The 24,759-nt window shown below is 30.1% G+C and carries 23 protein-coding genes and 1 rRNA gene; 13 read left to right on the forward strand and 11 right to left on the reverse strand.

The features are described from left to right. The 8 genes from OCU55_RS13045 to dnaA form a co-directional block, all read right to left on the reverse strand. Positions 1–312, reverse strand: a 16S ribosomal RNA gene (locus OCU55_RS13045); the annotation flags it as partial. Between the two features lie 1,164 nt (positions 313–1,476). Next, entirely contained in the window at positions 1,477–4,044 is a 2,568-nt protein-coding gene (gene gyrA, locus OCU55_RS13050; RefSeq protein ID WP_261852762.1) for a DNA gyrase subunit A, read from the reverse strand. Positions 4,045–4,064: 20 nt separating this feature from the next. Continuing rightward, a complete protein-coding gene (gyrB, locus tag OCU55_RS13055) occupies positions 4,065–5,975 on the reverse strand; it encodes a DNA topoisomerase (ATP-hydrolyzing) subunit B (protein WP_280923800.1) in 1,911 nt (636 codons plus the stop codon). Between the two features lie 56 nt (positions 5,976–6,031). Then, positions 6,032–6,292, reverse strand: coding sequence for an extracellular matrix regulator RemB (remB, locus tag OCU55_RS13060; RefSeq protein WP_128210850.1), 261 nt, complete (start codon positions 6,290–6,292; stop codon positions 6,032–6,034). Positions 6,293–6,306: 14 nt separating this feature from the next. Further along, complete coding sequence (gene recF / locus OCU55_RS13065; protein ID WP_261852764.1) at positions 6,307–7,392, reverse strand: DNA replication/repair protein RecF; 1,086 nt, start codon at positions 7,390–7,392, stop codon at positions 6,307–6,309. Positions 7,393–7,449: 57 nt separating this feature from the next. Next, entirely contained in the window at positions 7,450–7,656 is a 207-nt protein-coding gene (gene yaaA, locus OCU55_RS13070; protein WP_261852765.1) for a S4 domain-containing protein YaaA, read from the reverse strand. Between the two features lie 89 nt (positions 7,657–7,745). Next, positions 7,746–8,846, reverse strand: a complete 1,101-nt coding sequence (gene dnaN, locus OCU55_RS13075; protein ID WP_261852766.1) for a DNA polymerase III subunit beta — start codon at positions 8,844–8,846, stop codon at positions 7,746–7,748. 260 nt (positions 8,847–9,106) lie between these two features. Next, on the reverse strand, positions 9,107–10,468 hold the full coding sequence (gene dnaA / locus OCU55_RS13080) for a chromosomal replication initiator protein DnaA (RefSeq protein WP_261852767.1): 1,362 nt from the start codon (positions 10,466–10,468) through the stop codon (positions 9,107–9,109). A 540-nt stretch (positions 10,469–11,008) separates the two neighbouring features. Here dnaA and rpmH point away from each other — a divergent pair. The 13 genes from rpmH to OCU55_RS13145 all read left to right on the forward strand — a co-directional run bounded on the left by rpmH (position 11,009) and on the right by OCU55_RS13145 (position 21,383). Further along, entirely contained in the window at positions 11,009–11,143 is a 135-nt protein-coding gene (gene rpmH, locus OCU55_RS13085) for a 50S ribosomal protein L34 (RefSeq protein ID WP_128210855.1), read from the forward strand. A gap of 57 nt (positions 11,144–11,200) precedes the next feature. Continuing rightward, positions 11,201–11,590 (forward strand): ribonuclease P protein component, encoded by a 390-nt coding sequence (gene rnpA / locus OCU55_RS13090; RefSeq protein ID WP_261852768.1) that lies wholly within the window; start codon positions 11,201–11,203, stop codon positions 11,588–11,590. Further along, complete coding sequence (gene yidD, locus OCU55_RS13095; RefSeq protein WP_183279575.1) at positions 11,553–11,762, forward strand: membrane protein insertion efficiency factor YidD; 210 nt, start codon at positions 11,553–11,555, stop codon at positions 11,760–11,762. The genes rnpA and yidD overlap by 38 nt, the downstream gene beginning before the upstream one ends. Before the next feature lie 22 nt (positions 11,763–11,784). Next, on the forward strand, positions 11,785–12,465 hold the full coding sequence (gene yidC / locus OCU55_RS13100) for a membrane protein insertase YidC (protein WP_261852769.1): 681 nt from the start codon (positions 11,785–11,787) through the stop codon (positions 12,463–12,465). 57 nt (positions 12,466–12,522) lie between these two features. Beyond that, positions 12,523–13,155 carry an RNA-binding cell elongation regulator Jag/EloR gene (gene jag / locus OCU55_RS13105; protein WP_261852770.1) on the forward strand — a complete coding sequence of 211 codons (633 nt, stop codon included), beginning with the start codon at positions 12,523–12,525 and terminating at the stop codon, positions 13,153–13,155. A 324-nt stretch (positions 13,156–13,479) separates the two neighbouring features. Then, a complete protein-coding gene (gene mnmE, locus OCU55_RS13110) occupies positions 13,480–14,856 on the forward strand; it encodes a tRNA uridine-5-carboxymethylaminomethyl(34) synthesis GTPase MnmE (RefSeq protein WP_261852771.1) in 1,377 nt (458 codons plus the stop codon). 9 nt (positions 14,857–14,865) lie between these two features. Further along, the gene (mnmG, locus tag OCU55_RS13115) at positions 14,866–16,761 is read left to right on the forward strand and encodes a tRNA uridine-5-carboxymethylaminomethyl(34) synthesis enzyme MnmG (protein ID WP_261852772.1); all 1,896 of its coding nucleotides are present in this window, start codon (positions 14,866–14,868) and stop codon (positions 16,759–16,761) included. Position 16,762: 1 nt separating this feature from the next. Continuing rightward, complete coding sequence (rsmG, locus tag OCU55_RS13120; RefSeq protein WP_261852773.1) at positions 16,763–17,482, forward strand: 16S rRNA (guanine(527)-N(7))-methyltransferase RsmG; 720 nt, start codon at positions 16,763–16,765, stop codon at positions 17,480–17,482. A gap of 156 nt (positions 17,483–17,638) precedes the next feature. Further along, positions 17,639–18,424: a nucleoid occlusion protein gene (noc, locus tag OCU55_RS13125; RefSeq protein ID WP_261852774.1), complete on the forward strand. Its 786-nt coding sequence runs from the start codon at positions 17,639–17,641 to the stop codon at positions 18,422–18,424. Positions 18,425–18,790: 366 nt separating this feature from the next. Then, positions 18,791–19,558: a ParA family protein gene (locus OCU55_RS13130; RefSeq protein ID WP_183279569.1), complete on the forward strand. Its 768-nt coding sequence runs from the start codon at positions 18,791–18,793 to the stop codon at positions 19,556–19,558. Positions 19,559–19,563: 5 nt separating this feature from the next. Continuing rightward, complete coding sequence (locus tag OCU55_RS13135) at positions 19,564–20,430, forward strand: ParB/RepB/Spo0J family partition protein (RefSeq protein WP_261852775.1); 867 nt, start codon at positions 19,564–19,566, stop codon at positions 20,428–20,430. A gap of 48 nt (positions 20,431–20,478) precedes the next feature. Beyond that, entirely contained in the window at positions 20,479–20,988 is a 510-nt protein-coding gene (locus tag OCU55_RS13140) for a DUF4446 family protein (protein WP_261852776.1), read from the forward strand. Between the two features lie 146 nt (positions 20,989–21,134). After that, positions 21,135–21,383, forward strand: coding sequence for a YkuS family protein (locus OCU55_RS13145; RefSeq protein ID WP_261852777.1), 249 nt, complete (start codon positions 21,135–21,137; stop codon positions 21,381–21,383). 3 nt (positions 21,384–21,386) lie between these two features. On the opposite strand, the gene yyaC is transcribed toward OCU55_RS13145, so the two are convergent. The 3 genes from yyaC to OCU55_RS13160 are packed head-to-tail and all read right to left on the reverse strand — an operon-like array spanning position 21,387 to position 24,248. Beyond that, entirely contained in the window at positions 21,387–21,983 is a 597-nt protein-coding gene (yyaC, locus tag OCU55_RS13150) for a spore protease YyaC (protein ID WP_261852778.1), read from the reverse strand. A 49-nt stretch (positions 21,984–22,032) separates the two neighbouring features. Further along, positions 22,033–23,091: a sporulation integral membrane protein YtvI gene (gene ytvI / locus OCU55_RS13155; protein WP_261852779.1), complete on the reverse strand. Its 1,059-nt coding sequence runs from the start codon at positions 23,089–23,091 to the stop codon at positions 22,033–22,035. Further along, complete coding sequence (locus OCU55_RS13160; protein ID WP_261852780.1) at positions 23,091–24,248, reverse strand: aminotransferase class V-fold PLP-dependent enzyme; 1,158 nt, start codon at positions 24,246–24,248, stop codon at positions 23,091–23,093. Before OCU55_RS13160 ends, ytvI begins: the two co-directional genes overlap by 1 nt. Positions 24,249–24,759: the final 511 nt, after the last annotated feature.

Here is a 24,759-nt window from a genome sequence, read left to right on the forward strand (position 1 = left end):
TGTGGCCGATCACCCTCTCAGGTCGGCTACGCATCGTCGCCTTGGTGAGCCATTACCTCACCAACTAGCTAATGCGCCGCGGGTCCATCTTATAGCGGATTGCTCCTTTGATTCCCATTTCATGCGAAACGAAAATGTTATGCGGTATTAATCTTCCTTTCGGAAGGCTATCCCCCTCTATAAGGCAGGTTACCCACGTGTTACTCACCCGTCCGCCGCTAAGAAAGTTCCGAAGAACTTTCTCCGCTCGACTTGCATGTGTTAGGCACGCCGCCAGCGTTCGTCCTGAGCCAGGATCAAACTCTCAATTTAAAGTTTAATCATAGCTTACTTACTTAGTAAGTCTTTTTTCAAAAGAATTGCTGGTTTAGTTTAAGTCTAAAATTAGACTTTGTTTATCTTCTCTGTTTAATTTTCAAAGACCAAGTTTTTGTTGCCGCTCATTGGCGACTTCTTTATCTTATCACCTGCAAACTTTCTTGTCAACATTTTTTAATGTCTTTTTGTTTGCTTACGATTTTGCATCGCTGTGACGATGTTTATCTTACCATTTTATAAATTCATCTTTATATTATTAAAGTGTGATTATAAAAGACTAATATGTTTTTTCTATTTATTTCTCTTATTTCCTAACTATATCCTATATTGATACACCTGGTTATGTTTTCATTAAATTAAACATTATTAAGGCTTAATAATTAAATTTATCTTATAAAATATCTGCCAGATTAAAGTTATGCAGCTCTAATCTTTACTATAAATAGAATTCAACTTTAAATAACTTTAATAATTAATAACTTATTATTATCTACTACCACTACATCTGTACTTGGGATAAATATAAAGTTTTGATTACTACGCTGAATATGAACTCTCATTGTTGTACATTTCGGTTCTAAGACCTTTACGTCTTAGAACATGCATATCAAACTTTTTTATACTTAAGGCATTTAAAATAAATTTATAGAATTAATTGATGAATAAAGATATTATGTTAAAAAAATTATTAAACTAATCTTATATAACCTCTTTTACGTATCTGCCTTTCTAAATGTATAGGTGTAAACTTACAAGTGAATTTTATTTATTCCTCTTTTTATAAATATTTAATAAGTCTAATGAAATATCTATGGAATAGTAGGTTAGAAGGTTTACCTATGAAAGTATATAAAAATTTAAAAAATTAAAATTTTAACTTTTTAACTTTTTAACTTTTTAACTTTTTAACTTTTTAAAAAGTTATGCCTAAAATGCAGGTTTAAGTAAACTTTAATATAGACTTTATATATATAATATACTTTTGTATGGTCATTCTATTTTACTTATGATTTCATGCACACCAATCTTTTAAAACCCATAAGCTAAAACTTAACTTTAAAAATAAAATGCTAGATACTTTTCTAGTCAATGAAAAAGGGCCATCTTAATAACAATTCTATAAGATAGCCCTTAAATATACTTTTATTCTATTAGATTTTATTCTTCGTCGTCAGTATCTTGATCTTCTTCTGCTCTCTCAAGTAACTCATTTAAACTATTATCTTCATCAGATACTACTGGAACTTCTTCTAACTCTACAGCTACATCACTTCCGTCAGCATCATCGTCATTATCTGAAGACTTTTCAGTGTATGGTATTTTTGCAATAGCAACTACCTTTTCTTCTTCTAATGTTCTCATAAGAGTAACACCCATTGCAGATCTACTTGTAACTGATATATCAGAAACATTAATTCTTATAGCTACACCACTACTATTTATAAGCATTAATTCATCATCAATCTTACATATAGTAGCACCAACTACTTTACCAGTCTTCTCTGCTAATTTATATGTTATTAATCCCATTCCACCTCTATTTTGAACCTTATATTCAGATACAGGTGTTCTTTTACCAAATCCATTTTCACTTATTACTAACACATCTTCATCATCAACAGCTATATCCATACAAACTGCCATGTCATCTTTTCTTAGATTCATAGCCTTTACACCTGAAGCTGTTCTTCCCATTGGTCTTACATCTTGCTCATTGAATCTTATTGCATAACCATTTTGGGTAACTATCATTATGTTAGCATCTCCATAAGTTACTTTTGCCTTTAGAAGTTCATCTTCTTCTCTTAAACCTATAGCTATTAAACCATTCTTTCTTATATTTTGGAATTCACTAAGTGGAGTCTTTTTAACTAAACCTTTCTTAGTTGCCATAAATAAGAATCCATCTTGATTCATATCTTTTATGGTTAGAACAGTATAGATTCTTTCATCTTGTTCTAAAGGTAATATGTTTATAAGATTTGTTCCCTTTGCAGCTCTTCCTGCATCCGGTATCTCATAAGCTTTAAGCTTAAATACTTTACCTCTATTAGTGAAGAATAATAAATTAGTATGAGTTGAAGTTATGAATACATTTTCTACAAAATCATCTTCTTTTGTAGTCATTGCCTGTATTCCCTTCCCCCCTCTTCTTTGAGCAGAGTAAGTATCTGCTAATATTCTCTTAATATAGCCGCTATGAGTTAATGTGATAACAACTTCTTGTTCTTGAATTAAGTCTTCATAGTCTATTTCATTCTGATTCTTAGTAATTTCAGTTCTTCTTTCATCAGAATATCTAGCTTTTATTTCAAGAAGTTCTTCTTTTATAACACTTAGAAGCTTTTCTTCACTTCCTAGAATCTCATTTAAGTAATTGATAAGTTTCATTATTTCGTTGTACTCTTCTTCAATCTTATCTCTTTCTAATCCAGTAAGTCTTCTAAGTCTCATATCTAAAATTGCTTGAGTTTGAACATCACTTAATCCAAACTTTTCTCTTAATTCATTCCTAGCAATTTCAGTAGTCTTAGAATTTCTTATTATACTTATAACTTCATCTATGTGATCAAGAGCTATTCTTAAGCCTTCTAATACGTGAGCTCTCTCTTGAGCCTTATTTAATTCGAATACTGTCCTTCTTGTAATAACTTGCTTTTGGAATGCTACATAGTGAACCAAAACCTGTTTTAGGTTTAAAACTTGAGGTTCGTTATCTACTAGAGCTAACATTATAACCCCAAAAGTGTCTTGCATCTTAGTATGTTTGTATAATAAATTAAGAACTACATTTGGATTTGCATCTCTCTTAAGTTCTATTACTATTCTCATACCATCTCTATCTGATTCATCTCTTAAGTCAGAGATACCATTTATCTTTTTATCTTTTACCAGGTCAGCAATATTCTCTATTAGCTTAGCTTTATTAACTTGATAAGGCAACTCAGTAACAATAATCTTATGTCTGCCTTTTTCTTCTTCTATGTTAGCTTTAGCTCTTACAACAACTTTTCCTTTACCAGTTTCATAAGCTTCTCTTATGCCTGAAAGACCCATTATAGTTCCTGCAGTAGGAAAATCTGGACCTTTTATATGTCCCATAAGCTCTAGTATAGAACTTTCTGGGTTATCTATAAGCATTATTGTACCATCTATAACTTCCCCTAGATTATGAGGAGGTATATTAGTAGCCATACCAACAGCTATACCAGATGATCCATTTACTAATAAATTAGGAAATCTAGATGGAATAACAATAGGTTCTTGTTCTTCACCATCAAAATTATCCATAAAATCAACTGTATTTTTATTTATATCTCTTAACATTTCAACTGCTATCTTGTTCATCTTTGCTTCTGTATATCTCATAGCAGCTGCTGAATCTCCATCAACGGAACCAAAGTTTCCATGTCCATCTACAAGCATATATCTCATTGAGAAATCTTGAGCCATTCTTACAAGGGCATCATAAACTGATGTATCTCCATGTGGATGGTACTTACCTAAAACTTCTCCGACTATTCTTGCACACTTTCTGTAACCTTTATCTGGTGCTAAACCAAGTTCTTGCATAGAATAAAGTATTCTTCTATGAACTGGTTTCAAACCATCTCGTACATCTGGAAGTGCTCTACCTACTATAACACTCATAGCATAGTCTATATAACACTTCTTCATTTCGTTTTTTATGTCAACTGGAAGAACTTTTCCCTCATTTAAATTCATGTACTTCACCTCTTTTAGTACTAAACATCTAAATTACTTACATACTTAGCATTTTGTTGGATAAACTCTCTTCTTGGCTCAACCTTATCTCCCATAAGTATTGTGAATATCTCATCTGCAGCCATTGCATCTTCAATGGAAACCTTAAGAAGTATTCTTCTCTCTGGATCCATAGTTGTATCCCAAAGCTGGGTAGCATTCATTTCGCCAAGACCTTTGTATCTTTGTATACCTACAGAATTATCCTTACCACCAATCTCCACTAATTTATCTTCTAATTCCTTATCAGTATAAACATAGTGATCTTTCTTTGCTTTAGAGATTTTATAAAGTGGTGGTTGAGCTATATATACATGACCTTGATCTACAAGTTCTCTCATGTATCTGTAGAAGAACGTTAATAATAAAGTTCTTATATGTGCTCCATCAACGTCAGCATCCGTCATTATTATTATTCTATTGTACCTTAATTTCTCAACATCAAAATCTTTTCCTATTCCACCGCCAAAAGCAGTTACCATAGAACGTATAGTATCAGACCCTAATATCTTATCTAGCCTCTGCTTTTCAACATTCATTATTTTACCCCTCAAAGGTAAAATTGCTTGGAATTTTCTATTTCTTCCTTGCTTAGCAGAGCCCCCTGCAGAATCTCCCTCAACTATGTATATTTCACACTCTAAAGGATCTTTAGATGAGCAATCTGCAAGTTTACCTGGCAAAGTTGATCTCTCAAGTACTGACTTTCTCGTAAGTTCTCTTGCTTTTCTAGCTGCGTCTCTTGCTCTTTGAGCAAGTAATGACTTTTCAATAATAACTTTTCCCACTGCAGGATTTTCCTCTAAGAATTCACTTATACCTTCTCCAGCTATGCTATCAACTACACTTCTAACTTCACTGTTTCCAAGCTTAGTTTTAGTTTGGCCTTCAAATTGTGGCTCAGAAATCTTTATTGATACAACAGCTGTTAAACCTTCTCTTATATCATCACCAGATAAATTCTTTTCATTTTCCTTAAGATGGCCAAATTTTTTACCATAATCATTGAATACTCTCGTTAATGCAGCTTTAAAACCAATAAGATGTGTTCCACCTTCAACTGTATCTATGTTGTTTGCAAAAGAGAACATATTTTCATTATATCCATCATGATACTGCAGAGATACCTCAACAACTATACCGTCTTTAACACCTTCAACATATATTGGTTCATCATGGAGTACTTCCTTGTTTCTATTTAAGTAACTTACAAATGATTTTATACCACCTTCGTAAAAATAGTTTTCACTCTTTCCATCTCTTTCGTCTGTAAGCTGTATGCTTATTCCTTTATTTAAAAATGCTAGTTCTCTTAATCTTTGAGATAAAATTTCAAAATCATATACAGTTTCCTCAAAAATTTCATGATCAGGCTTAAAATGAGTTTTTGTTCCCTGTCCGTCATCTTCACCAATCTTAGTGAGTTCACTTGTAACATTTCCCTTTGAGTAAGTTTGCTTCCATACACTTCCTTCTCTAGTTACGGTAACTTCGCATAATTCAGATAAAGCATTAACTACAGATGCACCTACTCCATGTAAACCACCTGATACTTTGTATCCTCCTCCGCCAAACTTACCACCAGCGTGAAGAACTGTCATAATTACCTCAACAGTGGATTTACCCATTTTAGGATGTATCCCTACAGGCATACCTCTTCCATCATCAATTACAGTTATTGAATTGTCTTCATGTATATAAACTTCTATATTCTTGCAATAACCAGCAAGAGCCTCGTCTATACTATTGTCTACAATTTCGTACACAAGATGATGAAGCCCTCTTGAACTAGTACTACCAATATACATTCCTGGTCTCTTTCTAACTGCTTCAAGGCCTTCTAGCACTTGAATTTGACTTTCATCATAACTCTGTTTAATATGTTCCACCACTCAATTCCTCCTAAAGTTTAATAAACTAAATAATACAAAATTAGATATCGGACGATTTATGGCGTATAATCTATATCCGTTCTTTTTGTAAGTGTAGATGAGGATATTGGAGAAAGATATATCTTACTTTTTTTATCCACTTCAGCAATTACAAAAGATTTGGGTTTATCATTAGTTATCCTTTCTACAAACCCATCTTCTTCTGCCATTCTTAAGAATTGGCTAGTATCACTACTATACATAGTAGTTTGTATATCAAAAATACCAATAACATCTTTGATTGGAACCACAACATTTTCCCCTAAGTGTAAAAACAATTAAAACTCCTCCTCTATGTTAGAATTATTCCATCCTGAACCTTAAAAACCCTAGCTTTTTCATCTAGGTACTCAGTTAGATCTTCTATTCCAGTGCAAGTTATAACAGTCTGTATCTGCCCTATAGAAGTTAAAACATATTTTTTTCTATTAAAGTCCAACTCAGAAAGCACATCATCTAAAAGTAAAACTGGATATTCTCCGGTTATATCTTTTATAATTCTTAGTGATGCAAATTTTATTGATAACACAGCTGTTCTTTGTTGCCCTTGAGACCCATAACTTTTAGCATCTATATCATTAATCAAAATCAAGAAATCATCTCTATGTGGCCCAATAGAAGTAAGTCTTTTTTCTATATCCTTACTTCTATTTTTCTCTAGCCCTTCTAAAAAAGATTTTTTAATATCATCTAAGCTCTTAATACTAGATAAATACTTAAATTCTATTACTTCCTTACCAGATGTTATTTCATTATGTACAATCTTGCCATGCTCGTTGAGCTTATCTATATACTTAATTCTCTCTCTAACTATGTATTCTGCGAATTCACTAAGTTGTAAATCATATATGTCTAGCATAGATACATCTACTTTTTTTTGCTTTAAAACGGTATTTCTCTCGTTTAATATCTTGTTGTATTGAACTAAACTATAGTAATACTTTTTATTTAATTGAGAGAGCTCCATATCCAAAAACTTTCTTCTTATTCCAGGGCTTTCTTTTACAATCTTTAAGTCTTCAGGAGAAAACATAACAACATTAAAGACACCTACTAATTCTCCAATTTTATTTATTTTAATTGAATTAACCTTAATAGCTTTTTTACCATCTTTGAATATATTGATATCAATTCTTTTATCTATTCTCTCTTTACCTACACTTAAACTTATAAACGATTTTTCTGAATCCCAATTAACAAGTTCTTTATCTCTATTGGTCCTGTGTGATTTAGCAAAGCCACAATAATACATAGCCTCTAATATGTTCGTTTTTCCTTGAGCATTATCTCCCATAAAAACATTAACATTTCTTCCTAGATCAACAGTCATATTTCTATAATTTCTGTACTCAAGTAACATAATCTTTTTTATATACATATAAGCACCTATTTAATTATACCACATTTATTAATAGCATATCTTATTTAAATATTACTAAATTATTTTATAATCTGCATTATCAAATGTAACCACATCGTTTATTTTAAGCTTTTTTCCTCTTTGAAGACATACCTCTCCATTTACAAGTACATCGCCTTCTTGAACGTAAATTTTAGCTTCTGCTCCAGTTGAAGCAGCTCCACACCACTTTAAAAATGCATCTAATTTTATAAATTCGGTATTAATCTTAATCTCATTCATTATACTTTATTGTTAAAGTTTTAACTATGATATTTTTTATTGTGATTTTTCACAAAAGTATATATTATAGCAAAACTTACTCCTTATTTTTATTTAACCAATCTTACTGGTACTACTAAGTATTTACTGTTTTCGTTAATTTTATTTTTTATAACACAAGGAGACACGCTACTTGTAAGTTCAAGTATAACTTCATCTTCTTCCATGTTTTTAAGAACATCTAATAGGTATTTTGAGTTAAATGCAATTTGTATTCCTTCACCTTGCATATTAACAGATATCTCTTCTCTAACCTTTCCCAATTGAGAATTAGATGTTATAACCATAGAATCATCTTGTATATCTAATTTAATTAAATTACTATTACCTTCCTTTGCCATCAAAGATGCTCTTTCAATACTATTTTGTAAAGGTTGTTTCTTTACAGTAACACACATTTTATATTCCTGAGGAAGAATTGAATTATATTGAATAAACTCTCCTTCAAGTAATCTTGATATTATCTTAGTTTGACCTAAGTTAAACAATATATGATTTGTTGTAAATGTTATGTTAACTAAATCTTCACTATCTTCTAGTATTTTAGCAACTTCATTTAAGGTTTTTCCTGGAATTACTGCATTTATAGTGTTTTGTGAATCTATAAGTTCTCTTCTTAGTGCTAATCTATATCCGTCTAATGCAACTAAATTTAAATAATTATCTTTAACTTCAAACAATATTCCTTGTAGTATTGGTCTTATTTCATCTTGTGCAATTGCGAAGGATGTTCCTTTTATCATATTTTTTAATTGATTTTGAGGAACTGAAAAAATCATGTTTTCATTAATATTTGGTAAACTAGGGAAATCATCTGGACTCATATAAATTAAGTTAAACACTGATCTTTGACAAGTTATCTGAATTACACTGTTATCAAGTGTTTCTATCTTAACTTCATCATTAGGTAATTTTCTAATTATTTCTCCAAATATTTTAGCATCTACAACAATTGAACCTTTTTCTATAATATCTGCCTCTAGTTTTGTTTCGATACTTACATCTTTATCAGATCCAATAAGAGTTAATGTATTGCTAGTTGCATTAATATAAACTCCTTCTAATATAGGCATTGTTGATCTTCCTGTTATAGCCTTTTGAACTATTGAAATAGAATCTTGTAGTTTACTTTTATCACATATAAAAATCAAAGTGAAAACCTCCTTAATTAATTAACAAGTAATGATGTATAGATATATATAAATAAATAATTAATTACAGTAATAATAGTAGTAGGGGCTGTGGATTTGTTGAAAAGTACCTCTAGCCTTTAAGGCAGGCCAAAAAACAGTAAAAAAATACTGTGGATAAGTTGTTATGGATTTTGTAACTTATCCACATTATTCACCGAGCAGCATTCATATTTAAGTTATCCACAGGATATTATAGAGTTATTATGTACAGATGTTAATTACTTTTGAGTTAGCTTCTTTGTTATGTCATTTACTGTATTTTGAAGAACTTCATCAGATTTTAATCCACCTGATATCTTTTCATATGCATGTATTACAGTGGTATGATCCCTTCCTCCAAATTCTTCACCTATTTTAGGAAGAGACATATCTGTCAACTTTCTTGAAAGGTACATGGCAATTTGTCTAGGATAAGCTACATTTCTAGTTCTTCTCTGAGATTTTAAATCTTCTACTCTTAAATTAAAATAATTTGAAACTGTTTCTTGAATCAATTCTATAGTAATATGATTTCCTTGTTTGTTAGATATAATGTCTTTTAATGCTTCTGTAGCAAGATCAACAGTTATTTCTCTATTTGTTAATGAAGAATAAGCAACTATTCTTATAAGTGCACCTTCAAGTTCTCTTATGTTTGATTTAATTTTTGTAGCTATATAGACCATAACTTCATTTGCTACGTTTAATTTTTCAACATCAGCCTTTTTTTTCAATATGGCCATTCTTGTTTCAAAATCTGGTGCTTGAGTATCTGCTATAAGTCCCCATTCAAATCTTGATCTCAATCTATCTTCTAATGTAGGAATTTCTTTTGGCGGCCTATCTGAAGATAAGATAATTTGTTTATTTGCTTCATGAAGTGTATTAAATGTATGGAAGAACTCTTCCTGAGTTCGTTCTTTTCCTGCAATAAATTGAATATCATCTATTAGAAGAACATCTACATTTCTATATTTATTCCTAAACTCTTCGTTAGTATCGTCTTTGATTGCATTTATTAATTCATTAGTAAATTTTTCAGAAGACACATAAACTACTTTAGCCTTAGGGTTATTCTTCAGAATGTAATGGCCAATAGCATGCATTAAGTGCGTTTTTCCAAGACCAACTCCTCCATATATAAATAAAGGATTATATGCTTTGGCTGGAGATTCAGCTACTGCAAGGGATGCTGCATGGGCAAACCTATTACTATTACCTATTACGAATGAATCGAAAGTATATTTAGGATTTAAGGTAGCAGACATTTCATCATTAACGCTAACCACAGTATTATTAGAAGTTTCTTCTTTACTTGGTACAGCTGAAATCTGTTTTTCTTCCTGAAGCTCGGATTGGATTAGGAATTCAATATTATATTTTTTTGAAGAAACCAGTTTGATTGCCTGCACGAAAAGAGTTTTGTAACGTTTCTCTATTATATCTTTTGTGAAATCATTTGGGACACTAAACTTTATTGAATCTGAATCCATAGATATAGGTTCACAACTCTTTATCCAGGTATTAAAACTTACCTCAGACATCTCACCCTTCATTATATTCAATGTTTTCTCCCATATTTGGTTAAGTTGGGCATCCATTTCCTATCCTCCAGTCAAAAAATTTTTTATTGGCAATTTCTAATAATAACAGTTTATTCACAAAAATATATACACCCTATTAAGATGATTGACTATGTAAATAAAATTATTCACATGTTGATAACTATGTTAATAATTTTAATCATAAAAACTTATCAACATATGTTAATATATATTAAATAACACTATCAACAGCGGTATAATAATAGAAAAAGGGCTAAAAATATATAATGTATAAGCCACTTATATACACAAAGCAGTAAGTTATGCACAGACTTATCAACAGTTGTGGATAAGTATTAGTGGGTTAACAATTTATACACAGCCACCACCTAATCATATCATAAAGAAAGAAGCCTGTTCAATAACTTATCCACAAAAAATATATGCTATTATAAAATTATCAACAACTATTGATTTTCTTGACATAAGAACACTTGAAATATATAATTAAAAAGTAAATCTTAAAATCAATAAGATTCAGTGACAGAATAGTTTTTTTACTATACAACATAATTAATTGAAGGGGGTGTATTATAGATGTTCATGACATACCAACCTAAAAAGAAACAAAGAAAAAGAGAACATGGCTTCAGAAAGAGAATGGCTACTGCATCAGGTAGAACTGTTCTTAAGAGAAGAAGACAAAAAGGTAGAAAGAGATTGACAGCATAAGGGCCGCTTTAGTGGCCTTTTTCTGCAACTGCAGAAAAAAAGGAGAATATCGAAGCTATGGCAGATCAAAAACTAAGAAAGAACATGGAATTTAGAAATGTGTATAGACGAGGTAAGTCCTTTGCTAATGATTTGCTTGTATTATATATATATAATAATAGAAGAAACAGAGATGAAAAAGGTATACCTTACAATAAGGTAGGAATTTCTGTTAGTAAGAAAGTCGGAATTAGCGTAATTAGAAGTCGAGCTAAGAGATTAATAAGTGAAAGTTATAGATTGAATAATGAGAATATAAAAAAAGGAAATGATTTAGTGTTCATTGCAAGGGTGGCCATCAATGAAAAAACTTATTGGGATGTCCAAAAAGCTATGATCAACTTATTTAATAAGGCAGGTTTAATAAAAAATGAAAAGGATTTTAATTCTAATAATAAGATTCTATAGAAAATTTATTTCACCTTTAAAAAGACCTTCTTGTATATATTACCCTACTTGTTCTCAATATGCAATTGAAGCGATACAAAAGTATGGATCCTTAAAAGGTGGATTCATGGCTATAAAAAGAATATTAAGATGCCATCCATTTCACGAAGGCGGATATGACCCCGTGAAGTAAGAGAGTGTAGGAGGTTAGAATTTTGTTACAACCAATAGTTAATTTCTTAACTAATATTTTTACAGCACTACATAGTTTTGTAGTTAACATAGGTATTACTCATGTGGGTACATCATATGTTTTAGCTATTTTTATATTAACTTTAATTGTTAGGTTAATATTATTACCTCTAAACATAAAGCAAATTAGATCGCAAGCTAAGATGCAAGAGGTTCAACCTATAGTTCAAGAAATGCAAAAGAAGTATAAAAATGATCCTCAAAAAGCACAAATGGAAATGATGAAGATATATAAAGAAAATAATGTAAGTCCTTTTAGTGGATGTTTACCATTATTAATTCAAATGCCTATTTTGTTTGCTTTATATGGAGTGTTTACTAGTATAAATGTACAGGGTGCTTCTTTCTTATGGATACCTAATTTATATTCGAAAGATCCATTCTATATATTACCTATCCTATCTGCTGCTACAACATATTTATCGTCATATTTAACAACAAAGACAACAGCTAATACTAGTCAACAAGGCGGTATGAATATGGGTTCCATGAATATAGGTATGTCACTTATGATGGGATTTATGGCATTAAACTTTAGATCAGCATTAGTACTTTATTGGATAATGGGTAACTTAATTCAATTAGTTCAGACTTATTTTTTAGTTATAAGACCAGCTAATAAGAAGAAAGCATTAGCAAGTTAATATATATTTTGTATTTTAATACTAAGCTTTTAGTATAATAAGGTGGGTGACTAGGGTATGCATAAAACTTTAGAAATTACAGGGAAAACTGTAGAGGAAGCTCTAAAGAATGCTCTAAAGGAATTAAATGTTACAGAAGATAAAGTTGAGTATAGCATTATTGATGAGGGGAGCAGAGGTTTATTTAACTTTATAGGAAGTAAACCAGCTAAGATTCTTGTTACAGTTAAGCGTGATTATGTTCTTGAGGCAAAGACATTTTTAAGAAGTGTTTTAGATTCAATGGATATAAAGGCTGAAATAAGAATAAAAGAAGAAGATAATGTTTTAAATATCAATCTTTTAGGACCTAAAATGGGAGTTATAATTGGATATAGGGGGGAGACACTAGATTCTCTACAATATCTTGTTAGCCTAGTTGTGAATAAAGGACATGATATCCCTTATAAGAGAGTAGTTCTAGACACAGAAAATTATAGAATTAAAAGAGAAGAAACATTGAAACGCTTAGCAGATAAAACAGCCTATAAGGTTAGGAAGTCTGGCAGACCATTTAAACTTGAACCTATGAATCCATATGAGAGAAGAGTAATCCATTCTGCTCTTCAAGGCAACCAAACTGTATATACATATAGCGAGGGAGAAGAACCATATAGAAGAATAGTAGTTGATATAAGAAGAGAAAAATAGGAAAGCCATTTAGGCTTTCTTTTTGATTTACTTTTTTTTAATATGTTTTGACTAATAAAGTTTATTTTTGTAAAATGAATATTAGTTTTAAAGATATATTAGTTAAAATAAGACGTAAATAAAAGTTCTTAACTTTATAAGAATTTTTATTTATAAATTTTTATAAAGTTAAGAATTTATAGTATTCATGATGGTTTTATTGACTTTATTAGTTGCCCTAAAACAATAAAATCAGATGATTTTGTAAAAAGTTAATAAGTCTTTGCAAAACGGATATATTAGAGGAGATACTATAATTATAAATTTAATAATGAGGAGGACAGCATGAAAGAATTTGATACAATTGCTGCTGTTGCAACTGCACTTGGTGAAGGTGGAATTTCTATTATAAGAATTTCTGGTAATAAATCACTAGATATAGTATCTAAGATTTTTAGAGGAAAAAGTAATTCAAGTATATTAGAAATGAAGCCTTATACAATGAGATACGGTAATATAGTAGATTCAAAACAACAAATAGTTGATGAAGTAATAATTAGTTACATGAAAGGTCCTAAGAGTTTTACTGCTGAAGACACTGTAGAGATTAATTGTCATGGAGGAGTGACATCAACTAATAGAGTATTGCAAGAAGTTATAAAATCTGGAGCAAGACTTGCTGAACCTGGAGAATTTACAAAAAGAGCATTCTTAAATGGTAGAATTGATTTAACTCAAGCAGAGGCGGTTATAGATATAATACGAGCTAAAACAGATTTATCTATGAAATCAGCTATGATCCAAAGTCAAGGTTTACTTTCCCGGGAAATAAACTTTTTGAGGGAGAAGTTGTTAAATGTGTTAGCCCTTATTGAATTTGCAGTTGATTTCACTGAAGATGATGAAGAACCAGACTCAACTATACCTATAAGGGTTGGTGAAAATATTGAAGCAGTAATAAGTGAAATTAACAGGTTATTATCCAGTGCAGATGAGGGTAAGATTATAAGAGATGGATTAAGTATGGTTATAGTTGGAAAGCCTAATGTAGGGAAGTCTTCTCTTCTAAACACTCTTTTAAGAGAAAAAAGAGCTATTGTTACCAATATACCAGGAACCACTAGAGATGTGATTGAAGAATACATAAATCTAGATGGAATTCCTATTAGAATTATTGATACTGCAGGAATAAGAGAAACTGAGGATGAAGTAGAAAGAATCGGCGTACAAAAATCAAAAGAAAAGATAAATGAAGCTGATATCATAGTATTTATGATTGATGCTAGCAGAGGTTTGGATAGCGAAGATAGAGAAATATTAGAATTTATAAAAGATAAAAAGTATATAACTCTATGTAATAAAATTGATTTGGATAAGAACATAGAAACTGATGATTTAGAGATTCTTAGTAATTCAATAGAAATATCTACAGTAACAGGTTATGGGATTGATTCTTTAAAAGATAAAATAAAGGATATGTTCTTTAAAGGTCATATAGATAGTGAAAGTGTGATTATAACTAATACTAGACATAAGCAAGCACTTTATAGAGCTAAAGAAAATTGTGAAGTGGCTTTAAATCAAGTTAAAAACAATGAATATCTAGACTTGATTTCTATATATGTTACCACTGGTTTAAGAGCTCTTGGAGAGATTACAGGATCAGAACTTGAAGAAGATTTAGTAAATAAGATCTTTTCAGATTTCTGTGTTGGAAAATAGGAGATGAAAATGAAATATTTAGCTGGTGAATATGATGTGATTATTATAGGTGCAGGCCATGCTGGCTGTGAAGCAGCACTTGCTTCGGCTAGAATAGGATGCAAAACTTTAATTTGTACTATGAATCTTGATAGCATAGCATTAATGCCGTGTAATCCTAATATAGGAGGTACTGCAAAGGGACACTTAGTAAGAGAAGTTGATGCATTAGGTGGCGAAATGGGGATAAATATAGACAATACATTTATTCAATCTAGAATGCTTAATACATCTAAGGGTCCTGCAGTTCATTCACTTAGAGCTCAAGCTGATAAAAAGAAATATCAGCAAAGAATGAAAAGTGTTTTGGAGAATCAGGAAAACCTATATATAAAGCAAATTGAAGTTGTAGAGATAGATGTAGAAGATAATAAGATTATTGGAGTTCAAACTAAAAATGGTGCTTATTTTAAGACAAAGGCTGTAGTTGTTTGTACCGGTACTTACCTAAAGTCTAGAATTATAATTGGCGATGTAAGTTATAATGGTGGGCCAAATGGACTTTTTCCTGCCAATGAATTATCTAAAAGTTTACTAGATTTAGGGATTGCATTAAGGAGATTTAAAACTGGAACTCCTGCTAGAATAAATAAGAGGTCTGTAGACTTTACAAAGATGGTTGAGCAACCAGGTGATATAAGAATTGTTCCATTTTCTTTCATGAGTGATAATATTGATAGAGAACAAGTTTCTTGTTGGCTTACATATACAAATAGTCAGACTCACGACATAATAAAAGACAATATACATAGATCGCCAATGTATAATGGCTCCATAGAAGGTGTTGGACCAAGATATTGTCCTTCTATTGAAGATAAGGTTATGAGATTCCAAGATAAGCATCAACATCAGATATTTATAGAACCGGAAGGTGAAGATACTGCTGAGATGTACGTAGGTGGTATGAGCTCATCCTTACCTGAAGATGTTCAAGTACAGATGCTTAGAACTATTAGCGGACTTGAGGATGTAGAGATGATGAGAACTGCATATGCAATAGAATATGACTGCATAGACCCAACTCAACTTAAACCATCTTTAGAATTTAAGAATATACAAGGGCTTTTTGGAGCAGGTCAGTTAAACGGTAGCTCTGGATATGAAGAGGCAGCATCTCAAGGGATAGTAGCTGGTATAAATGCAGCTTTAAAGGTTAAAGAAAAAGATCCTATGATTCTAACTAGAAGTGATGGATATATAGGAGTTTTGATAGATGACTTAGTGACTAAAGGTACAAGTGAGCCTTATAGAATGATGACATCAAGGGCTGAATATAGGTTATTATTAAGACAAGATAATGCTGATTTAAGATTGACTGAGATCGGACATAATGTTGGCTTAGTAACGGAAGAAAGATATAAAAGGTATACGGAAAGAAAAAACAATATAAATTCTGAGCTAGAAAGACTAAAAAGATTGCAAATAACCAATAAACAGGAAGTTAATAGATTTATTGAATCATTAGGTTCAGCAGAGCTTAAGAAACCAATAAGCATGTATGAGCTTATAAAAAGACCAGAATTAGATTACTTTTCAGTTGCAGAATTAGATAAAGATAGACCAACTTTACCTTATGACATAGGTGAGCAAGTTAATATAATATCTAAGTATGAAGGTTATATAGAAAAGCAACTAGAACAAGTTGAACAGTTTAAAAAGTTTGAAAACAGGCAAATACCTGAAGATATTGACTATAGCAATGTTAATAGTTTAAGAATTGAAGCTGTGCAAAAGTTATCTAAGATACGTCCGATAAGTATAGGTCAGGCTTCAAGGATATCTGGTGTTTCTCCTGCAGATATATCAGTCTTACTTATATATTTAGAGAGCCTTCATAGAAGAAATAATAAGGCGGAGGAAGTTTAGTATGATATACTATAGCATTTTAGAAAAAGCATGTACTTCTGTTGGAGTAGAATTCAATGAAGATAAGTATGAAAAATTTATGATTTATATGAGTCTACTAAAAGAGTGGAATGAAAAGATAAACCTTACTGCTATAACAGAAGATGATCAGATTGTAAAGAAACACTTTGTCGACTCAATAAAAGCATTTAATTCTCCATTATTTAAAAGTGCTTCATCACTAATTGATGTTGGTACTGGAGCTGGTTTTCCAGGAATACCTATAGCAATAATCAGAGAGGAATTAAATGTTACCTTATTAGATTCTTTGAATAAAAGAGTTAGTTTTCTAAATGAAGTTATACAACAACTTCATTTAGATAATGTAAAGACTATACATTCAAGAGCAGAGGATGGAGCTAGAAATAAGGATTTAAGGGAGAAGTTTGATATAGCTACATCTAGAGCTGTAGCAAATATGTGTGTGCTTTCTGAATTCTGTATACCTTATGTTAGGGTTAATGGCCATTTTATAGCTCTTAAAGGACCTTCAATCGAGGATGAATTAGATGAATCTAGAAATGCAGTAGCAACTCTAGGTGGTAAGCTAGTTGAAGTGATACAGGTAAATATTGAAGAGACCGATTTAAAACATAATTTAGTTGTTGTCAAAAAAATTAAAGAAACACCAAAAACTTATCCAAGAAAAGCTGGAAGTATATCAAAAAAACCTATAAAATAGTATTATATGTTTTTTTATAATATAAAATCAATTAATATAACGTATATTGTCATACTGTTTTTATATATAAAAAGAAGGATATTTGTATTTTATAGAGAATTTGTTAAATAATGGGATAACGTGTATTTTAACTTTTTTCGTAAGGATGGATGGGAAATGCATAAAGAAATTGTTCATGTCAACATTGATAAAATAATTCCTAATACTTATCAACCAAGAAAATTTTTTAATGAGGAAGCTCTTGGAGAATTGTCACAATCTATTAGAGAGCATGGTATAATTCAGCCACTTACTGTTAGAGTAAGAGGTGAGATTTTTGAGCTAGTTGCTGGTGAAAGACGATGGAGAGCGGCAAGGCTTGCTAACCTTGAAGAGGTACCATGTACTGTTGTGGATATAACAGATTCTGAGTCAGCTGAAATTGCACTGCTTGAAAATCTACAAAGAGAAGATTTGAATTTTTTAGAAGAAGCAGAAGCGTATTATAATTTGATTCAAGACCATCACTTTACCCAAGAACAATTAGCTGAGAGGTTAGGAAAAAAGCAATCAACGATTGCGAATAAACTAAGACTTCTTAGATTAGGAAATGAAGTGAGAAACCTTTGCATATCAAATAATCTAACTGAAAGACATGCAAGAGCATTACTGTCTTTGCCTAACGAAGAATTACAGCTAAAAGTAATTAATAAGGTTATAAAACAAGCTCTTAATGTTAAAAATACGGAAGATCTAATTAATAAAGAGCTTTTAAAGTTAGCTGGTGAAAGTTTATCAAAAGAAGGTAAGAAAAGAATGACGGGCGTATTTTCTGCGAAGATTTATGTTAATTCTATAAAGCAAGTATTTGATAAATTTAAAATACCTGCAGAATATAAATCAAAAGATTGTGGTGAATATGTTCAAATAACAGTAAATATACCTAAAAATGCATCAAAATAAGATAGTTTGCTTAGAAAAAGGCTGTGCAATATAAACTAATTAAGTTTATGTGTATTAGCCTTTTTTTGTTGTATATGAAAATATAAAGATAGTAAACAAGTGACGTAGATAATTTATTTAGTTTGTTAGCTTTTTATGTGGATAGTGAAAAACTTATTTACTAACGAAGCATTTCTTATATAAATTTAAAGAATTAGATACAAAAAAGCTGTAAGAAGACTTTCTAAACAAATTTTTTGAAAATGTTTCACGTGAAACAATAAAATTAATAATTAATTACTTTAATTATTCTTCATTAAAATATATAATATTTATATAAAGGAAAGGAGGTGGATGACTCGTAAGTTATATAACTTAGAGTTGAATATGAAAAAGATATGTATATTTAACCAAAAGGGCGGTGTAGGTAAAACTACAACAAATATAAATCTCTGTTCATACATAGCAATGTTGGGATATAAGGTTTTAGCTATCGATATAGATCCACAAGGAAATACTACAAGTGGGCTTGGTATTGATAAGAGAAAATTAGAGAAATCTATGTATGATGTAATAACTAATGATGTATCCTTAAGAGAAATAATTAAACAAAGTGAGTTAGTTTCAAACTTATACATAGCACCAGCTAAAATGGAGTTAGCAGGGGCAGAAGTTGAAATTATAGAAAAGGAAAAACGAGAATTAATTTTGCAAGAGAAAATAAGAGAAGTAGAAGATGATTTTGACTTCATTTTTATAGATTGTCCTCCTTCTTTAGGATTTTTAACAATAAATTCGCTTACTTCATGTGATTCTGTATTAATTCCAATTCAGTGTGAGTTTTATGCTCTAGAAGGAGTTGGACAACTTATAAACACTATCCAATTGGTAAAGAAATCATTAAATAAGAATCTTGAAATTGAAGGTGTCATAATGACAATGTATGATTCAAGAACTAATTTAAGTAATGAAGTTTATAAAGAAGTTGAAAAATATTTTAAAGATAAAGTATACAAAGTAACAATACCGAGAAACATAAGATTAGCAGAAGCCCCTTCATTTGGTCTTCCTATAATGCTTTATGATGAAAAATGTAAAGGTGCCGAGGCATACGAGCAATTAACTAATGAATTTATTGAACGACAAAAGGGGTGATGTAGTTGAATAAGAAATTTGGATTGGGAAAAGGATTGAGTGCTTTAATTCCTGAAGAAGATAATGAAAATAGTGATGAATTAACTGACAAATCAGCTACTATGATTCCATTAAATAATATTAAGGCTAATGAAAGTCAACCAAGAAGATATTTTGATAATGATAAGATCAATGAGTTGTCAGAATCAATAAAAAATCATGGCATAATTCAACCTCTAATATTAAAAAAAGAAAATGATAACTATACCATAATAGCTGGAGAGAGACGGTGGAGAGCTGCAAAGCAGCTTATGTTAAAGGAAGTTCCAGCAATAGTTATGGATATTGATGACAAAGAAATTTTAGAAATTTCTTTAATAGAAAATATACAAAGAGAAGATCTTAATGCAATTGAAGAGGCACAAGCCTATGAAAGACTTTTACATGAATTTTCATTAACTCAAGAAAAACTTAGCGAGAGAATTGGTAAATCTAGAACTGCTATATCTAATACAATTAGATTACTTAATTTAGATAAGAGAGTTCAAAGTTATATAATAGAAGGTGTATTAAGTGAAGGGCACGGAAGGGCTATTCTAGCTTTAGGTGATAAAGATAAGCAATATGAGGTAGCTCAAAAGGCAATAGACGAAAGTCTTTCAGTAAGAGATGTGGAAAAACTAATAAAAGCATATTTAAATAAGATCGACAAGATTGAAGAAAAAGGCAATGAAGAAGTATTAAAACCGTATTATAAAGATATACAAGAGCAGTTGCAAGATTATTTTGGAACTAAGGTTAATATTAACTCTAAGAAGAATAAGGGTAAAATTGAGATAGAGTATTATTCAGAAGAGGATTTGCAAAGAATATTAGAAATAATAAATATATAAGGTGTTTCACGTGAAACATTTATTATCATTTTAGAAAGGGACTTAGAAATGGATTCTATAATAAGTAATATACAAAGTTTTATGCCGTATATAGTAATTGCACTTTTAGCAATCATATTACTGCTTTTTATCTTAATAATTATTCTATTTAGATCTTTATCAAAGGTTGAAAAAAGATATAGAAAATTAATGAGAGGCGCTAATAATAAGAATTTAGAAGAACAGGTTATAAGTTATTTAGATAAAATTGATGAAGCGAATAAAACTTCAGAAGCTGCTCTTGAACACTGCTCAGTAATTGAAGAAAGAATGAAAGGATGTGTTCAAAAGGTTTCTATGATACGATATAAGGCTTTTGAAGATGTAGGAAGTGACTTGAGTTTCTCTATTGCTATTTTAGATGACAATAATGACGGGATAATTTTAACTGGAATATATAGTAGAAACGATAGTACAACATATGCAAAGCCAGTAGATAAAGGAATATCAAGATATGATTTATCTGAAGAAGAACTTACTGTATTAAATCAAGCAATTAACCGTGTAAATATACATTAAAAAAATAATGTTTATATAATATATATAACAAATGTTTTAAATAATAAAAGGTGGTACTAATTTGATTAGTACCACCTTTTATTATTTAAAACATCAAGAATAAAAACAAGTTGTAATGGTAAACTAGTATTTAAGGAGGGATAAATATGAACTTATATATATCAGATGAATTAAAGAATCTGAAATCTCAATTAGAGAAACGAGGCTATAAAATAGTAACATGTAATGAACAGTACGATGCAATAATTTGCAACCTAAAAGAAGTAGATCTTTCTCACTTACCATCGTGTAAAAGCTATAAATCAGAAGGTATAGTTATAATAGATAGTGGAAGTAAAAATGTTGATGATATTGAAAATATACTTATAAATAGAGTGTATTCAGCAATTTTATAGTAATTACTTAGAAAGTATGCTTTCTATTTTAGCCTCGATAGGATTCTTTTTAAATCCAATAGATTTTAATATACAATGATGTATGCCGCGAGATATAGCATCTGCAATTGTCATAACAGTATATAGTCTAGTATTTTGTAAGACCATAAACTCTAGACTACCTGAAATGTTTACTACGCCTAATATACTGATATCTCCTACAGGGGGGAGATTTTTATTTACAGCAATTCCAGGAAGTAAAGGCTTTTTATCAATATATATTTTACCTACATTATCTAAATCGCCAAGACAAGCATCTATAGCGATAATAAAAGGATTATTGAATTTGCAGTTAATTTCATCCAAGATTGAATTAAGATTTTTTGCATGAACAGGCTCTTTTAAGTTGCCGTAAATATATACTTCATTTTGAATCATATATTTTAATTTTTCTCCAACAAGAGGCCCTAAAGAATCACCAGTAGACCTATCGGTACCTATACATATAAAAACAATAGGTCTTTTTTGCTTAAGAACCGGAGTAAGCTCATCATATAGATAATCTCTTATAAGAAATGGTGATCTAATATTTGTGGAATCTATCGTAAATTTATTTGACATTAAAACACCTCCCATATTGGAATTATTACCAATAAGGAAGGTGCATATACTATAAAACTTCTACTTTTTTTAAAATTTCATAAAATACAACTAAAAACATACAAAAGATTATACCACTTATCCCAGCTATCTGTATGCCAATGAAGATGGCAGCTAAAACTGCTAATGGATTAAGACCTAATGAAGAAGACATGATTTTTGGTTCTATTATCTGTCTTACAACAAAAACTATTGCATAAAGTATGAGTATACCTATTCCATTTATATAATTTTTTGATGCTATATTCATTAAAGCTAAGGGAAAATAGATTATTGGCATACCTACCACAGGAAGTAAATCTAAAATCGCGCAAAGAATACTAAGAACCAGGCTGTATTGGACTTTAAATATGGTAAAACCGATAAAAGTAAAGATAAAGGTAATAAATATTATAAATAAGTAGGAGAGTAAATAGTTCTTAAGCATTTTTCTTACATGACTAAATATAGTTATCAATTTATCACTATTGTTAGGAATTACATTGGCTAAGGTTAAAGTATTAGATGTAGATACTTTTTTAGTAAAGAAATATGTTGTAATAAGAGTGAAAATTACAACCATTCCAATGTACGGTACATATCCTAAAATAGTTAGAGTTCCTTGTACTATAGAAGATCCAGCACCTATTGTAAGGTTTATTATTTTAGTAGCATAAGAAGAAAGATTTTTTTCAATAGTATCAACGATAGTAGGATCTATATTTAAGTTATTTAGATAATTTTGTAATGACATAAAATAGTTATAAATGTCAGAAGAATTATTTGTTATAAGCCTTTGAAGGTATTTTATTAGCCCAATTAATTCACTAACTAAAGATGTAAGTATTATTACATTTAACGATATTAGGGTACCAAAGAATACTAGGGTGCTTAGGATGGATGCTATCCAGGATTTTAACTTAAGTTTTTCTATCATGAATTTAGTGGGTGACCTAAGTATTAGGGCAAATATTATTGCTAATACAAAAGGCAGTGTATATTTAAGTGTAGAAAAAAACAAGTAAAATAACATAGTATAAACCGCAAAGAAAATAGCTAATCTCTCAAGGCGTTGTTGAATATCTTGCATTAATAACCTCCTAAAATATATTTTATAGATTTATAAAGAGCTTCTGCATCATCTAAGCTGTTAAAATAACCAAGGCTTATCCTTACTGTTCCTGTTGGAAAAGTGCCAATGGTTTTATGAGCAAGTGGAGCACAATGAAGTCCTGTTCTTGTTATTATTCCATATTGTTTGTCCAAAATAAATGATATCTCAGATGGATCTCTATCTAAGATATTGAATGAAACAGTGGAAGTTCTTCTTTTCTCAATATCTTTAAAACCATATACATTAATTTTTTTAAAACCATTTAGTATTTCTAAAATTCTCTTAGTTAACATTAATTCCTTATATTGAATTGTATCAATTCCCACGCTTTGTATGAATTCAAGTCCTGATTTTAGTCCCACAATCCCAGGTAAATTAAGGGTTCCACATTCGAATTTATCTGGTAGGTAATCTGGATAAGTTAAGGAACTAGACATACTGCCGGTTCCACCGGTAAATGTTGGTATGGTAGACTCATTTAATTTATCATTAATTAAAAATCCACCAATTCCTTGGGGGCCTAATAAACCCTTATGTCCAGTAAAAGCAAGAGCATCACAATTTAATGATTTAAAATCAACAGGTGTACTTCCTGCGGATTGAGCAGAATCCACAATAAAAAGTATATCGCTATATTTACATATTTTACCAATAGATTCTAGAGATTGTATTGATCCTATTACATTTGAGGCATGTGAAAGTACAATAAGTTTTGTGTTTTCTTTTATTAGGCTTTTAATATCATTTTCATCAATTATGCCATTTTCATCACATTGTACTATATCTAACTGTATCTTACCTTGGTCCTTTAATAAAGTAAGTGGCCTTAGTACAGAATTATGCTCCATGGATGAAGTTATAACATGCCAACCATCTTTTATAGCACCTAAAAGCAACATATTTAAAGAAAATGTTATATTTTGCGTGAATATAACATTTTCTGTTTTATCAAAATTAAAAAAGTTACATAGAGCTTCTCTACATTCATAAACCAGTTCGCTGCTTTTTAAAGAGGAAGTTGATGCACCTCTTCCGGCATTACCTCCGTTATATACTATAAAATCATAAATAGATTTGCTTACAGTGTCTGGTTTTGGAAAGCTAGTTGAAGCATTATCAAAATAAATACTCATAATAATCATCCTTTGCTATAAATATATAAATTAAGTGATTGTAATATTATTTGGTAAAAAGTTCAGTAAAATATAATAATTACTATTAGATAATACTGATATAATTTTGAGGCGATTACAATTAATATATATTATTAAATGAATAAAAAACAACAATATAATATACATTAAATATATAAATAGTCTTATATGGATAAAGTTTATAACTTGAATGCCAATAAGATTATTTTAAATTAGTCAACTCTAAAAATATCTAAATAAAAATAACATTATAAATCCATTATAAGTTCAATTGATTAAAATAATAAGTCTGCCTATTGTAATTTCCTAAAAATGCAGAAAAAAACAACTTAATTAGATATAATAATTATTATAGTTGAACATAAATAGAAATTCACTATTATTTATATCTTTAACTGTAAAACAGGATTTAAACATATTGATTAAGCAATATTATTAGATTAATATTAATATGTTTATATTCTATGCATATAAAATAATATAAATAGAG

The organism is Clostridium folliculivorans, from assembly GCF_024341905.1.
GTDB classification, from domain to species: Bacteria; Bacillota; Clostridia; order Clostridiales; family Clostridiaceae; genus Clostridium_AR; species Clostridium_AR folliculivorans.